General features: G+C 64.2%; 10 protein-coding genes. All 10 read right to left on the bottom strand.

Going from position 1 to position 15,601, the window contains the following annotated elements:
* Nucleotides 1-252: 252 nt before the first annotated feature.
* The 10 genes from ACX9OT_RS00145 to ACX9OT_RS00190 all read right to left on the bottom strand — a co-directional run bounded on the left by ACX9OT_RS00145 (nucleotide 253) and on the right by ACX9OT_RS00190 (nucleotide 15,601).
* On the bottom strand, nucleotides 253-996 hold the full coding sequence (locus ACX9OT_RS00145) for a hypothetical protein (RefSeq protein WP_049461746.1): 744 nt from the start codon (nucleotides 994-996) through the stop codon (nucleotides 253-255).
* Between the two features lie 69 nt (nucleotides 997-1,065).
* On the bottom strand, nucleotides 1,066-5,946 hold the full coding sequence (locus ACX9OT_RS00150; RefSeq protein WP_459000495.1) for an ESPR-type extended signal peptide-containing protein: 4,881 nt from the start codon (nucleotides 5,944-5,946) through the stop codon (nucleotides 1,066-1,068).
* 59 nt (nucleotides 5,947-6,005) lie between these two features.
* On the bottom strand, nucleotides 6,006-6,713 hold the full coding sequence (locus ACX9OT_RS00155) for a pilus assembly protein (protein ID WP_049461744.1): 708 nt from the start codon (nucleotides 6,711-6,713) through the stop codon (nucleotides 6,006-6,008).
* Between the two features lie 18 nt (nucleotides 6,714-6,731).
* Complete coding sequence (locus ACX9OT_RS00160) at nucleotides 6,732-7,865, bottom strand: CblD like pilus biogenesis initiator family protein (protein ID WP_049461743.1); 1,134 nt, start codon at nucleotides 7,863-7,865, stop codon at nucleotides 6,732-6,734.
* Nucleotides 7,862-10,594 (bottom strand): TcfC E-set like domain-containing protein, encoded by a 2,733-nt coding sequence (locus ACX9OT_RS00165; RefSeq protein WP_049461742.1) that lies wholly within the window; start codon nucleotides 10,592-10,594, stop codon nucleotides 7,862-7,864. The genes ACX9OT_RS00160 and ACX9OT_RS00165 overlap by 4 nt, the downstream gene beginning before the upstream one ends.
* A 51-nt stretch (nucleotides 10,595-10,645) precedes the next feature.
* Nucleotides 10,646-11,155 carry a CS1 type fimbrial major subunit gene (locus tag ACX9OT_RS00170; protein ID WP_049461741.1) on the bottom strand — a complete coding sequence of 170 codons (510 nt, stop codon included), beginning with the start codon at nucleotides 11,153-11,155 and terminating at the stop codon, nucleotides 10,646-10,648.
* Nucleotides 11,156-11,704: 549 nt separating this feature from the next.
* A complete protein-coding gene (locus tag ACX9OT_RS00175) occupies nucleotides 11,705-12,067 on the bottom strand; it encodes a NirD/YgiW/YdeI family stress tolerance protein (RefSeq protein WP_049461740.1) in 363 nt (120 codons plus the stop codon).
* Nucleotides 12,068-12,367: 300 nt separating this feature from the next.
* The gene (locus ACX9OT_RS00180) at nucleotides 12,368-13,438 is read right to left on the bottom strand and encodes a hypothetical protein (RefSeq protein WP_049461739.1); all 1,071 of its coding nucleotides are present in this window, start codon (nucleotides 13,436-13,438) and stop codon (nucleotides 12,368-12,370) included.
* A gap of 346 nt (nucleotides 13,439-13,784) precedes the next feature.
* A complete protein-coding gene (locus tag ACX9OT_RS00185; protein WP_005410870.1) occupies nucleotides 13,785-15,062 on the bottom strand; it encodes a citrate synthase in 1,278 nt (425 codons plus the stop codon).
* A gap of 296 nt (nucleotides 15,063-15,358) precedes the next feature.
* Nucleotides 15,359-15,601, bottom strand: coding sequence for a type B 50S ribosomal protein L31 (locus tag ACX9OT_RS00190; protein ID WP_005410871.1), 243 nt, complete (start codon nucleotides 15,599-15,601; stop codon nucleotides 15,359-15,361).

A 15,601-nucleotide genomic window follows, 5' to 3' on the forward strand; every position in this document is an offset into this window, starting at 1 on the left:
CAGCGGTGCCTGCCTTGGGTGGGTGCGGACCGTTGGTCCGCACTGTGCTTCGGGCATTTCGATGGCTGACCGGAGAGCAGTCGAGCATGGCTCGACTCTACAGGGGCGCTGCACCCGTGTTTGGTAGGTGCGGACCGCTGGTCCGCACTGTGCTTCGTGCATTTCGATGGCTGAGCGGAGAGCAGTCGAGCAAGCTCGACTCTACAAAAGCGGTGTTACCTGCTCTGGCAGATGATGCCCATCTTGCTCCCGCTACCAGACAAAACGGGTATCGCGCAGCGGGTCGCTGAGCAGCCGCGGCAACCACGGTGCGGGGGCACGCTGCGGATACTCCCGCATCATCTGTGCGTGCATGGCCTGCAGGTCCCGCAACACCCAGGACTGGTAGTAGATGTCGTTGAACCCATCCGACCAACCACTCTTCACCCGCTCATGCTCGTCTGCCTCCAACGGCGGCATCTGGTCCAGCGGCACCTCCAGGATCGTCGCCAGCGCCGCGTTGATCTGCGCATTCTCCACACCGGCCTGGCGCACGTAGTCCAACCGATCCAGCACCCGCCGGCAATCGTAGGGAAAGCACCCACCTGTGGCCATGATGTAGTCAGCGATGTCCGCCAGCATGTCGGCTTTCAGCCGCCACACCACTTCGCTGTCCATCACCTGCCGTACCCGCATCGTGCGCAGCGTGCTCGCCCGCACCTCCTCCGGCGTAGTGAACGGAGCACCCGGCGTGCTGCCCGAGTGGCGCACCAGCACGATGCGATGGATCGCCTCCCTGGTGACACCCTCGATGCGCAGCGCCGCTGTCTCCGGGTGCACGCGCGGCGTCGGCACGCTCAGCATCCGCCACATGTACCACAGCACCAGCAACAGACCGGCGATGCACAGCCCGCTCATCAGCGTCCACAGATCCAGGTTCCGTGTGTAGTAGCGATAGCGCGCCCGCCAGATGTAGAACGTGCGATAGCTGATGATTCCCTTTACCCATCTGTACATTGCCATCTCCTGGGCAAGGACCCCGGCGCGACGGGGTGGATTACGCGCGTCACGCCGGGGCTCCATGGCTTACCAGCCGATGCCCACACCCACGCCCATGCTGCGCTCACCACTGTTGGTGAACGCACCATTGAGGCTGAAGGTGGCCGAGCCCTTCTCGTTGAGCACGCGCTGGTAGCCCACCGCCATCGCCGACTCACCCTCGCTGTAGCCCACACCCGCACCGAGGCGGTTGTAGGTGGCCAGGCCGGCGGTGTTCATCGCCATCGCCGTCTGCGCGCTGCTCATCGCCGCCATGCGGTTGAAGCGCTTGTCCATCTTGTCCAGGCGTCGCTCGACGTTGCTGATCGCACCATCGGTGTACTCGTTGGCACGGGCCAGCATCTTCTCCAGCTCGGCGGTGTCGACCTGCGGCTTCGGCGAGTCGTCCTTGTTGGCCTTCGGCTGTGGTGTGGGCTTGTCGCCCTCGCCTACCGAGGCGACCTGTTGGGAGTCCTTGCCTTCCGGCACCACAGGAGTTTCCTCGGCCTGCGGCTTCGGCACCGAGGACGACGCCAGTGCACGCGGTGCCGGGGCATCGTCGATGCGCTGCTCCAGCCCATCCATGCGGCCGTTGAGCTGCTGCTGCATCGAATGCAGCTGGCCACCGTTGACCGCATCGCGACTGCCGGCCGCGATCAGGCCGTTGGCCACGTTGGAGATGACCATGCCGTTGGCACCGGCGAGGGTGAGCTGGTTGACGCCGTCGGCGCGAACCGAGGGGGCATCCTGGAAGACAGAGCGGAGCTGGGTTTCGACCTTGTCCACGCGCGAGGCGTTGGTGACGACCGCACCATCCAGCGCTTCAAGTGCGCCATTCAAGGTGGACTGTGTCTGGCCCTGGACGTTGAAGCGCGGGCCGACGATGTTGCCGTTGGCATCGACTTCGCCGCCGAGAGCGGAAAGCGCACCGCGCAGCTGGCCGACGGTGGCGGCGTTGTGGTTGGCGGTGCCGTTGGCGATGTTTACGAGGCGGCGCTTCGTTCCAACATTACCAAACGATACAACTCCTGCCTCGGTCGCATGAGAGCTGGTTCCGAACGCGATAGAATCGCGGGCTCCGGGTTCGACCCTTGATCCAACGCCGAACGCAATGGCTCCGATTGCACCCGGCTCACCAGCCCTACCAACCTCAGCTCCGGTCCCGATGGCAAAGCTGGAATCTGAGCCTTCGTAGACAGTAGATGCTCGTCCGAGGGCAATTGAATTTCTACCCATTGCTTCGGCGAATGTTCCAATCGCCGTGCCACCCTCAATGCCCGTCTTTGCCAAGTTTCCAATGGCGAGACCAGCCGGACCAGCCTGAGCCTGACCATATTCTGGAGCCGTGCCCACGCTGACGTATTGACTGATGCCTTCCAAGGCCGACACACGGCTATTGGTCTCATAGAGCTGACTGCCGCGCACAACGTCCGAGCTATCAGCCGAAAGCTTCGCCTCGGCCACGCCAGTCAAACGCGCACCACCGTAGTCGATGACGCTCGCATCCAACCCACGCATTGCCTGCTGACCCATCTCCCGCTCCTTGCGCATCGCGTCCAGATCATCCCGATTCTGCGAGATCTTCTGCTCTGCGGCGTACAGCTGGCTGCCTGTTACGGCATCACGGCTTCCTTGCGCCACTCGGCCGTCGGCAAGATTGGTCAACACCATGCCATTCACGCCACTCAGCGCGATCTGGCTTGTGCCGTCGGCACGGGCCGAAGGTGAATCCTGGAAAATCGAACTGAGCTGACCTTCCACCTTGTCCGCGCGACGGCCGGCGGTAGTGACGGCACCATCGAGTGCCATCAACGCATCCTCGACGGTGTTCTGCGTACCGCCCTGCACCGTGTAGGTCGGGGCGATGATGTTGCCGCTGCCGTCCATGCCTGCGCCGCCCCCGAGGGTGGCGAGGGAATCATTGAGCTGGGAGACAGTGGTGGCGTTGTGGTCGGCCGTACCGCGCGCGACGTTCACCAGGCGACGAAAAGCAGTTGCACTTCCAAATGAAGCCACTCCGGCCTCATTCGCTTGAGAGCCTTCGCCAATCGCCAGCGAACCATTCGCTCCTTTGCCCACCTTTGCCCCGGCACCGATAGCAACGCCTCCCCGTGCGCCACCTCCCGCAATGCCAACCTCCGCTCCAGCACCTAGTGCAAATCCACTATCGGAATCCTCGTGCACGACTGAGGCGCGGCCAATGGCGACGGAGTTTCTACCGAGTGCCTTTGCCAGGGTCCCCACTGCCGTCCCTCCATCGCTGCCGGTCTTGGCTGAGTTACCTAAAGCGACCCCGGCCAGCCCAGCCTCGGCGCGTTCGATAGTGGGCGCCACGCCGATGCTCAGAAACTGACTTGCGTCTTCCAGAACTGAGATCCGTGAATTGGATGAATACAGTTGTTTCCCGGACACAGCCTCAGCACTGCTGACGCTCAACAAGCCATCCGCCACACCACTGATCTTCCGATTGGCATTGGCGCTATTGCGCACGTCCAAGGTCGTTCCGCTGTTCTTCTCGCCCAATCGCACATTGCCAGAAGCAGATACCTGCGCCACCAGTCCACCCAGCGCTGCGGTCTCGGTCAGCGCCCTGGCTGCATCTGTCTTTGCCGCGGCAGCTTCAGTGCCCGCAGACCTGGCAATGCCCTCCACCGTCGCCACCTTGTCATTGGTCGCGTTGAGCTGCCTGCCGTTGACGGCCTCATAGCTGCTGGCGCCGACCTCACCATCAGTCACACCGGCCAACTTCCGGTTCGCGTTCGCGCTGTTGCGCACATCCAGCACGGTGCCGCTGTTCTTCCCGCCCACACGGACGTCGCCGCTCGCACTGGCCTGGCTCAGCAGCCCGTTGAGCGTTCCCACCTGTGTCAGGGCGGTGTTCGCGGCGGTCTTGGCCTTGTTGGCGTCACTCTGCGCAGTGCTGACATGGGTATTGGTGGCAGCGAGCTGCCGGCCGGTCACCGCCTCTGTGCTGGTGGTGGACAATGCTGCATCGGCAACACCGGTGATCTTGCGGCTCGCATTGGCGCTGTTCCGCACGTCCAGCAGGGTGCCGCTGTTAGTTCCACCCAGCCGAACATTGCCCGAGGCGCCGCTCTCGTTCAGAAGCCCAGAGAGAGCGGCAGCCTTCGCCAGTGCACTGTCAGCTGCCGTCTGAGCCTTGGCTACCGACTGCTGGGCATCGAACAGCTGGCTCCCAGTAACAGCATCCGTGCTGCTCTTGCTGATACTGCCATCTGCAACGTACTGGATCTTTCGCTTGACCGAGGCGTTGCCCACCGAGACCGAGTTGGCGGAATAGGTGACGGACCCGGCTCCCAGTGCCACGGCGTTCTCATGCTTGGCCTGGGCACGATCACCCAGCGCGACCGCACTGACCGTGGTTGCTTTCGACAGATTTCCGAGTGCACTCGCGTACTGCGCAGTTGCCTCGCTGCCACGGCCCAAAGCGGTGCTCTGGCTGGCAGTCGCCTTGCTCAGATAGCCGACAGCGGTACTCTGATCGGCCTGCGCCTTGGCATCGGTCCCCATCGCCACGCTCCAGGTTCCGGTGGAGTCAGCCCTGAAGCCCGCAGCGACGCCTCCATTGCCACTTCGACTGTTGACACCCAGGGAGACACCTGAGTTCGATCCGACAATCTTCTTTCCGTCCACGTCCACACCCGCCAACGCGTTGGCCCCCAAGGCCACGCTGCCACTGTTGTAGGCCTTGGCGGCATCGCCAAGCGCAGTGCTGGCGCCGTAGGTTCCCGTTTCCGCAAGCGCGCCTCTGCCCAGCGCGGGTGCGGCCGCGTCAATACGCTGGGTGGCCTTCTGCGCGATCTCGCGCACCGCTACAAGATCCGTCTTCGCGGTATTGGCAGTTTTCTCGACCGCTGCAACCTTCGTGTTGGTGGCATGCAGCTGGTTACCCGTCATGGCATCCGTGCTGCCAGCACCAATCACGCCGTCGGCAAGATACTGGATGCGGCGCTTCTTGCTTGCGCTGCCAACAGACACCGTGTTGGCTGAGGCGGACACAGAGCCTGTCCCAATTACGAAAGCATCTGTGTGCGAACCCGCCTTCAACATACCATTCAATGATCCGATCTTCTGCTCGGTGGCGTAGAGCTGCTTGCCGGTCACTGCATCGGTACTGGAACTGGTCAGGCGGGCGTCATCAAGGTTGACGATACGGCGCTTCATGGTCTTGTTGCCCACCGATACTGTGTTCAGCTCATCGGCTATGGAATGCACTCCTAACGCCACTGCCCCTGCCTTTGACGCTTTGGAGTTGTAGCCAATGGAAACACCATCGAACTCGGCCGTGGACGCGCCTCCCAAAGCGACTGCCCCAGTGCGGCCTTGAGTTCCAGCCTTAGCCCCTGCACCGATCGCAATTCGTGAAATACCAGCATCAACACCCACTGTCTGCGCTGATCCACCAATGGCAATATCGCCCTCACCGAGTGACCGGGCGCTCTTGCCCGAAGCAATCGCAGCACGCGCAGTCGCCTTGGCCGAGTCCCCCACCGCCACAGAGTTCGTGGCCGCCGCGTTACTGTCCGCGCCCACGGCTACACTCCAGGCTTCATTGCTCTTCGCTCTAAGTCCAATAGCAATACCGCCATTACCACTTGCGCCTGCCAGATAGCCAAGCTCAATTGCGTTTTGGCCCGCACGCGCCGACATTGGAGCCATGCCCACAGTTGGCACCTCTTGGGCAGGTTCTGCGAAAGCGAGAGTCTGTGTGGTTTCAACCAGATCCAACTGCTCCCCGTCTGAATCCAACTCAGCGGAACCAGCCGCGAATGGCAGTGAAATCAGGCACCCCATCAGTACAGTGGCACGCCGTCCCGAAGTGCCCTTCCCCGTCGTGCGTGCCAGTTCACTGCCAACCACCCAGCACTGCTTCGCTGTGCTCCAGATACGACGATAGATATGGTTCATGCTCTCTCCTTAACAGGACAAGGGAAATGAAGCCCCGCACTTGGGCGGGGCAATGAAGGTCAGGCGCTCGGCGCCAGGGTCGTTACGTGATCGCGATAGCTGTCGTTCGACAGTCGATACTGCAACTGCAGGGTGCTGCCCGGCTGGAGCTGGAACGGCAAGGTCAGCGCGGCATCGGGGTAGAGACTTCTGGACAGCTCAAGCGGCGTGCACACGCCACCGGTGTTGCACTCGGCAGCACCGGTGATGCCGACGCGCAGCGTGCCGGTGTTGCGCAGGGTGTTGCCCTGCAGTTGCAGATCCACAGTGCCTTTGGCAGGCACTACGTTCACCAGCGCGCCCCAGACCAGGCTGACACCGACGTTGGCCTGCGCCGCCTGCTCGTCGCCTTCCAGAATGGTGCCGTCAGGGCCCTTCACGCCCTCGAAGTAGATGCGGTAGGCCGCCTCCTTCTCCACCGTCTGCAGCGGAATCACCCGGATCAGGCGATTGCCACCGCCACTGAGCGCGAACTTGCCGGGCGTGATGGCAATCGCCGCATCGGCGGCTTCCACTTCGATCTCTTCCTCACCCACCTGTGCCGGGTTGGCGATGCGCAGCAGGCGTGCCTGCACGTACTGCGGCTGGGTAGATTGCGAGTACACGCGGATCTTCGTGCCGTGCTTGGCATCCACCGCTGCGCGCATCGGATGAATGGAAAGGTTGGCCTGTGCCGGCGGGGCCAGCAGTGCGCTCAACGGCAACAGGCAGAACAGCAGCTTCTTCATGATGAGCCTCCGTGGGGATCAGGGTTTGCCGGTCGGCACGCGCAGCTCTACCGTCAGCTCGCCGTCGTAGAGACCGGGGCGTTTGCTGGCGATGGGCGTGGGCGGTGTTTCCAGCGTCAGCGGCGTGGGCACGCAGTACACGGGTTGGCTGATGCCCGGCAGCAGCACCATGCGTAGTTGCGCGCTGTCGATGCCGCGCAGCAGCTGTTCCTCGCCGTGCTTCATGGCCAGCAGGTTGCCGCCGTAGTTCAGGCCGACCTGGTAGTCGAGACGCTGGGTGTCGTCGCTGCCGCCGTCCTGATGCCAGACCGCGAAGTCCCGCCCCGGCGGTGGCCGAGGCCCGCTGTCGCGCACGGTGACGCCGAGGAATTCGCTCTGCGAGCCCACGCCGTCGTACAGGCACATGTCTACTTCCTTGCGCCCGGCGACGACCTTGCGAATCGGGTCGTAGCGCAGGTCCATGTTGACCAGGGGAGCGACACCGTCGAAGCCGGGGAAGTAGATCGAGATGGCGTCGTAGTCGGTGACGGTGAAGTCAAAGTTGAAGACGGCGGTGGCTACCGGTGCGGCGGCGGGGTCGGCTTTGATGCTCAGGCGCATCGTGGCCTTCCAGTGGCCTGCGACTAGTCTGGAGAGTTCGGTAGAGGGGAGCTCAAGATTGGCACCGGTACCAGCTGGTTGACTCGAATCGCACTTGAACCAGTACGACGCATTCAAACGCCTCCTGGATAGGTCCCAGTAATCAGTGAAGCAGGACCAATCCGACATGACCCTCCGCAGATATCCCTGTACTCGAAGCTCACTACGCAAGCCGGTTCTCTGCTCTACGAACAGCAGATCAATGTCACTTATGCCAACCGACGCTTCTGGCTCACCATCTATGGCGCACTTCCCAAACTCACTATCAGAAGCAGACTCACAAACAACATGGATCTGCCCATACTTCATCGCCAGGTCGTGACTGAACCCCAACACCGTCCGCGGCGCCCAAAGCTCCACATCGCCCGGCACCGCTGAGCGATCCCAGGTCATCACGATGTCCCGGCTCTGGTCCGTCGGATGCGTTTCCGGCGGCCACTGCGCCCACGCCCTCGGCGCCAGCACCACCAGCGCGCACACCAGCATCAACACCAACAACACACGCCGGTTCATGGCGTTCCTCCTGCAGCAGCGGTCTGGGGCGTGGCGGCAATCAACGCGCGTTCCTGCAGCAGCCGGGTCACCCGGGCCTGCTGGCGGATCTCTGCCGGCAGCTGGGCCACGGCCAGCGGCTCGCAGTGCACGGCGCCGACCAGCAGCACCACCTGGCGGCGCTCGCGCACCTGCAGCGGGCAGTGCAGCAGGCGGTCGTCCTGCAGCAGGTACAGCGTTGTTTCGCGACGCGGGAAATCGGCGACGAAGCCGCCATTGGCGCTGGTGCCGGGCACCGGCGCGTTGAGGATGCGGGCGCCGCCCAGCGGCGCTCCGGCAAGATCCTTGGCGTTGCCGATGAAGGTGTAGGTCACCTCGATCGGCACCGGCATGCGCATCAGCCGCCCGGGGCTGAGGAACATCGGCCGTGCGCCACCCACGCCGGTCACGCGGATGGCGGCGATGCTGTCCAGCGTGCTGGCGTCCTGCACTTCGGCGCGGTGCGACTGGTACGACGACAAAGGCAGCAACCGGCGCTCACCAATCTGCAGGCGTTGCCTGCGCAGGCCGCCCACCTGCAGTTCGGCCGCCACACCACGCAGGTCGATGTCGTCGGTGTCGGCCACCTGCACGGCCAGGCCGGCGTCGGCACCGTTGCTGCCGCTCCAGTAGAAGCCGCGCTTGCCCAGCGCGAAACCGGAGCTGTGCATGCCGCTGTAGGCGGTCTCGCTGCGGCCGCGCTGCTGGTAGTGCGCCAGCGTGGCGCCGCTCTGGCCCAGGCTGTTCTGCAGCTGGCCGCTGAGCGTGGCGCTGTAGCGGTCGCTGTTGTTGGCGCGCAGTTCGGCTGACAGCTCGCGGTACTGCGCATCGACTTCCTGGCGCAGGCTGTGGCCGACGCTGTAGTTGATGTCCGGGCGCTGATGCTGCGGCTGGCGCACGTCCACGCTGTAGCGGCGCTGGCCGCTGCCGGCGGTACCGCGCAGCAGGCGGGTCAGGCTCAGGTTGAAGTAGATGCCGCGGTCGCGTTGCTCACTGCCGCGCAGGCTGTCGCTGGCGCGCTGTTGCCACACGCCCACGCGCGTGGAGACGCTGAAATCCTGCCAGCGATGGCTGCGGCTGAAGCTGGCCTGCCAGGTGCGGCTGAGTTGCGGCTCGCGGCGTGGTTGCCACGGCGGCGGCGGTGGCAGCAGCGGGTCCAGCCCGGCCAGCGGGTCGCCCTCCGCACCGGGGAGCTCGCGCCCGGCGCGCCAGGTCTGGCGCCGCGTGTAGCCCACATAGGCACTGCCACCGGCCAGCGGCAGCGCCATCGAGGCGCTGAGCGAATTGGTGCAGCCCAACTGGTCGCGGGCGTCGGCCTCGAACTGGCAGGCCTTGCCACGCATGCGCTGCTGATAGATGTTCCAGGACGCGGTGCGGCGGTACGAGAGCTGGTGCTGCTGGCCGGTGCTGCCATCGTTGCCGCGCATGCCACCGAAGCTGGCGCGCAGTTCCTGGGTGGCATACAGGCGGCGAAGGTCCACGCGCAGCTCGCCGTAGCGGAAGCCGCCCAGGTCGGCGGCGCCGGCCACCACCGCCACGTCGCGGCCCAGCGGCACGCGCATGCCGGCCACCGCCACGCGTTCGCCATCGAAGCGGTCACTGCGGCGCTCGTTGCGCTTGCCACCTTGCACGAACCACTGCCATTGGCTGTTGGTCCAGTCGCCACCCTTGTCGAACGGCGCGTCTTCGCTGCGCACCAGCACGCCGTCTTCGTAGATGCGCAGGGTGACGTTGTAGTTGCCGAACGGGAAGTTGCGGGTGTCGATCTGGTTGATGCCGGCCTGCAGGTAATAGGTCTGCAGCAGGCGCGTGCCGTCGTAAGCATCCACGCGTGCGTCGCGCGCCAGCAGCACGGTCAGGGGCGTGGCCTGCACGGCGGCATCGGCATCCACATAGGCCTGGGTGGTGCCCACGCGCAGGCCCTGCAGGCGGTCCAGCGGCAGCATGCTGAAGCTGAAAGTGCCGCCCTGCGGGCTGGACAGGTTGCGGCGGTCCATGCGCCCGGCCTGCAGGTAATGCGCCTGCCCCAGGTCATGGCGGTAGTAGACGTTGTCGAACTGGAACGCGCTGTCACTGCCGCGGCTGCGGTAGCGCTGCTGGTTGAAGTTCCATTCGGCGGAGACATGCCCGCGATCGAACAGGCCCAGCACGCCGGTGCCACGCGCGGACAGCGTCTGGTAGTCGCGGCTGCCACTCACATTGATCACCTGCTGGTGCAGGAAAGCGTTCTCGGCGTTGGCGCTGACGGTGTGGAAGCGCTCGGCAGCCGGCTTGCCGGGAATCCATTGGCGGGCAACGAACAGGCGCACCGCGCCCTCGCCTTCGTCGTACAGCGCGCGCACGGCGGCGGGGTCTTCCGGTGGGTCGAGATAGCCGCAGCCGGCAGTGGCGCCACCGAAGCGGCAGGCCAGATGGCTGTTGCGCGGCATGGGTTGCGAGAGCGCGGGCAGCAGCGCGGCCTGCGCCTCGGCGGGCAGGTCGAGCGCCTGCAGCACGCTTGCTGGATCTTCCAGCTGTACGTGCTCCAGGGTCACACTCACCGGCGACAGCCCGGCCGAGCGGCCGAACAGCTGGATGTCGAGTTGTTCGGTCTGGCCTTCAACCAGATCCTCGAAGCCGGGCGGGACGCCGCGCGCCGCCGCCAGCGGCGTTGCCAGCGCCAGGGCGAGCGCGACCGCCAGCCGGGTGATAGCGGGGGCGTGTGGGGTCATGGGGGTACCGCTGGAAAGGCAGCCGGCCCGGCGTGCGGGCCGGCGCGGGGATTACGGCGCGGCGGCTTTCTGGTTCAGCACGATGTTGACGACGCCGGTGTACGTGCCCTTGGTGGCGATCGGCTTCGGGGTGGCCTGGGCGATGGTCAGCGGCATCGAGATCGAAGCACCCGGGGTGGCACCTGCGCCGGTGAACAGATCGGCGGCCTTGAACTCAATCGGGGTCACCGCCAGCGTGCGGCTGTTGAGGCTGACCGTCATCGCCTCAGTGACCTTGCCATCGCCGCTGACCAACACGAACGCGCCGCCGATCTTTGCCTCGATATCGGCAGTCTGATCGTTGGAGTGGATACGAACGCGCTGGGTGTTCGGCAGCAGGCCGCGCACCGGGTCGTGGGTCAGGGTGACCAGATCCGGCAGCGCGCTGCCATCGTCGCGCAGCAGGGCCAGGGTCGGGTCGACGTCGGCGTAGACGGAGATCTTGGTTTCCACGGCGTGCGCGGACAGCGAAGCCGTGGCCAACGCTGCAGCGAGCGTGGCCTTCTTGATAATGGCGTGCATGGGTTGTCTCTCTCGGACAAGGGGGAATGAGAAAGCCCCCCTCCCCTAAGGAGAAAGGGAGGGAGGCGCCGCCCGCAGAGGTGGTTGCGGGCGACGGATAGAATGTTAGAAACCCATTGTCCTGCAAGCCATTCAAGCATTCCTAAAACGTTGAGCGTTAAGAAGAATCTTTGAATTAGTTCAACGTTCCAGGCTTATGCAATTTCCCTCATTCGGTAAATGCAAAAAATCTCATTGCTTCGCCCTTGTAGAGTCGAGCCATGCTCGACTGCTGTTCGCGCTGTGCGTGCGAGTCGAGCATGGCTCGACTCTACAGTGGTTCATCCACGCATGGCGTGGATCTACAGACAAGGTTATGCAACTTCCCTCACGCGTTGAATACAACAAACCCCATTGCCTCGACTCTACAGTGGGCCATCCACGCATGGCGTGGATCTACCGGCCCTGGCTATGCAATTTCCCTCATGCGTTGAATGCAACAAATCTCATTGCCTTGCTTTTGTAGAGTCGAGCCATGCTCGACTGCTGTTCGCGCTGTGCGCGTGAGCCTCAGCCTGCGGGCACCACGGTGACGCGATCAACATCGATGTCGGTCGGCTTGAACCGATGCGTGTCGACCTTGCCATGCAGTTCCACCACGGTGTCCGCACCAATGGTCTGCGGTGGCAGGTCTTCGTCATCGATCTCCACTTCGATCTGGCCACTGGCATCGCGGAACTGGTAACGCTCGTGGCCAAGCTTGGCGACCAGGGTGCCACGCAGCACCACCGGGTGGTCGTCGCGCTGGGCGCGCGCATCGGCCACGGAGCTGGCAGCGGTGCCCGCACCCGGGCCGGTGTACTGCGCGGATGCGTGCGGGCTCAACAGGGCCAGCGGCGTGGCGATGAGGGCAATGGCAAGCAGTCGATTCATGGCGTTCTCCATGGCTGAGTAAGTGCCCTCAGGTTCTATCGCCCCGGATGTGATGCCTATGCAATAGATCCGAAAAGATGTGAAAGCGACATTCAGTGTCAGAATTCGTTCAGATCCTGAAGCAAGGTTTTGTAGAGTCGAGCACGGCTCGACTCTACAAATACCCATCCACGCATGCGTGGACTTCGCGTTGGCGCGTGATCAGAAGAAGATCGCGTACAGGATCAGCAGCGGAATCGGTACGCCCAACAACCAGAGCAGAATCATTTTCATGGCAGGTCTCCTTGCATGGAACGGGGGTTACAGGTCGCGACGGCGGCCGCCCCAGGTGGCGCTGAGGCTGGCGAAGAACGCGCCGATCAGCAGCGTGATGAACAGCCACAGCGCGGCATACGCTGCTGCCTTGCGGGCATCGTCGGCCGCCTGCTTGGCAGTGTTCTTGGCCTTCTCCAGCGCAGCACGCATGCGCGTCTGCACATCGGTCACGCGCGCCTGCGCTTCGGCCTGACTCATGCCGGTCTCGCGCGCGATCAGCTGGGACAGGTACTGGGTGTCGGCCGGATCCAGGCCATCTCCCTGCAGACTGTTGACGATGATGCGATTCACCTCGGCACGCACTTCACGGCGGTCAGCCACCGGGCCATTGCCCGGCATCGGACGCGGCGGTGCGGCCAAGCGCGCGTCGCGCGGGCCGACGCTTGCGACCGGCGGCGGCGGGGCCGCATTCGGATCCATCGGCGCACCCGGCGGAGGCGGCGTTGCAGGATCAGACGGCCCTGCGCTGGTGGCGCTGCGGAACAGCGAGTCCACCCAGTAGTTGAGGTCGCCTTCCGGCGCAGCCGCGGCGGCGCTACCGGCACTCGCGGCGGCAACGCCTGCCGTGGAGGCAGCGGCGCCTGCAGTGGCACCGGCCACTTTCGCGCCCGTGCCGAGTACGCCGCCGATGGCCGAGGTGAGCAGACCGGCGGTGAGCAGCGTGGCCACCGCCCACGACACGAAGCCATGTGCGGTATCGCGGAAGTAGGTTTCGTCGCCGTGGATCTGCGTCCACTTGGTACGCAGGCGTCCTGCCAGATAGCCACCCAGACCGGAAGCCGCCAGCGCGGTGAAGGTGAGCCAGATGATGCTGGACCAACCGAAGGTTTCCTTGCTGACGCCTTCGAACGACCACGGCGACACCGAGGACAGCCCCAGGCCCACGCCGAGAATCAGCAGGATGAGGGACAACGCGGCGGCGGCGGCGGCACCGGCGAAGATTGCACCCCAGGACACGGCGCTTTCGCTTGGCGGGGCGACGATGGGGGCGGCGACGACAGTGCCGACGTCAGGGCCGAGCGGGCCGCGCTCGGGTGGGTCGAATCGGGTACTCATGGGACGGACGCTCCGGATCAGATGCTGCGGGTGCAGCTGGCGTCCTGAGGCTGCGCGAGCGCTTGTGAAGCTGGCGAGACCCTTGAATCACGCGGTCTTGGCGCGGTGAAGAGCGTGCCAACCAAGGTTGGCACCTACCAAAAAGCGGGAACGCGGTAGATCCATGCCATGCGTGGATGGGGAAGCGTGCCAACCAAGGGCGAGGACAAAGTAGATCCACGCCATGCGTGGATGATTTTTCACGAGTGTCGAAAGCGTGCCAACCAAGGTTGGCAGCTACCAGAGCCGAAGCAAAAAAAAACGCCCCGCGGATGCGGGGCGTTCTCGGCACAACCTACGCGAGCGATCAGCCCTGGTAGTCGCGCACGTCGCTGCCGGTGTAGACCTGGCGCGGACGGCCGATCTTCATTTCCGGGTCAACCTGCTGTTCCAGCCAATGCGACACCCAGCCGGAGGTACGGCCCAGGGCGAACATGACGGTGAACATTTCGGTCGGGATCTGCAGCGCCTTGTAGATGATGCCGCTGTAGAAATCGACGTTCGGGTACAGCTTGCGGGCGACGAAGTACTCGTCCTGCAGGGCGGCCTGTTCCAGCTTCACGGCCACGTCCAGCAGCGGATCCTGCACGCCCAGCTGCTTGAGCACCTTGCTGGTCATCTCGCCGATGACCTTGGCGCGCGGGTCGAAGTTCTTGTAGACGCGGTGGCCGAAGCCCATCAGGCGGAAGCCGGAGGTCTTGTCCTTGGCCTTGACCACGGCGGACTCGACGTTGTCGGCGCTGCCGATTTCTTCCAGCATCTTCAGCACGGCTTCGTTGGCACCACCGTGGGCCGGACCCCACAGCGCGGTGACACCCGCAGCGACCGACGCGTACGGGTTGGCACCGGTCGAACCGACCAAGCGCACCGTCGAGGTCGAGGCGTTCTGCTCGTGGTCGGCGTGCAGGATGAACAGCAGGTCCAGCGCCTTCACCACGTCCGGGTTCAGGTCGTACTGGCCGTCAGCCGACTCGAAGGTCTGCTTCAGGAAGCGGCTGACGTAGTCCAGCGAGGTGTCCGGCTTGTTGGCCGGCAGGCCCTTGCCATGGCGGTAGATCAGCGCCGACAGGGTCGGCACCTTGGCGATCAGGCGCACGGCAGCCTGGCGGCGCTGTTCGGCGTCGGACAGGTCCAGCGAGTCGTGGTAGATGGCCGACAGCTGCGCGATTGCAGCGGCCAGGATGGCCATCGGATGGGCATCCTTGGCGAAGCTGCCGATCAGGGTGTTGATCGACTCATCGACGTTGGCTTCGGCGGTCAGCTCATCGGTGAAGGCCTTCAGCTGCTCGGCGCTCGGGCGCTCGCCGTTGATCAGCAGGTAGGCCACTTCGACGTAGCTCGACTTTTCCGACAGCTGTTCGATCGGGTAGCCGCGGTACAGCAGCACGCCCTTGTCGCCGTCGATGTAGGTGATGGCGGACTTGCAGCTGGCCGTCGCGGTGAAGCCGGAATCGTAGGTGAAGAACCCCGTTTCCTTGGTCAGCTTCGCGATGTCGACGCAGTCGTTGCCAAGGGTGGGTTTGATGACGGGCAGAACGACCGACTTGTCGCCGGCGTTGAGCGTGACCTGATCAAGATCGGACACTGTGTGCGCTCCTTCATGGGAAGGCGCCTGCCCAAGCGCATTGGTCAGGCACGTGAATGACGTCCTCGGCCTGTGCCGGGGATCAGGTCATTATCGCACAGCAGCATTTGCCCGGCGCTAGACAGAAGTCGTATACGACAGGCAGCCAGACACCGGCCGTTGAGCGGCCCGGATCGGCAAAAGCGTTGTTACACGAACGCAGTGTTCCGCCCATCCAAACGCCCGTTGGGTTGGCGTTGGGGAAAAACAAACGGCCGCGCAGAGCGCGGCCGTTGGTTCGAAGCTGGATCGACAGATCAGCGCGCGTAGCGCTTCTGGAACTTGTCGATACGGCCCGAGGTGTCGATGACCTTGTGCTTGCCCGTGTAGAACGGGTGCGAAGCCGAGGAAATTTCAACCTTGACCAGCGGGTATTCGTTGCCGTCTTCCCACTGGATGGTTTCCTTCGTCGCCATGGTCGAGCGGGTCAGGATCTTGAAATCGGAGGTGACGTCATGGAAGACGACGTCGCGGTAGTTCGGATGGATATCGGCCTTCAT

The sequence above is a fragment of the Stenotrophomonas genospecies 3 genome, assembly GCF_054473855.1.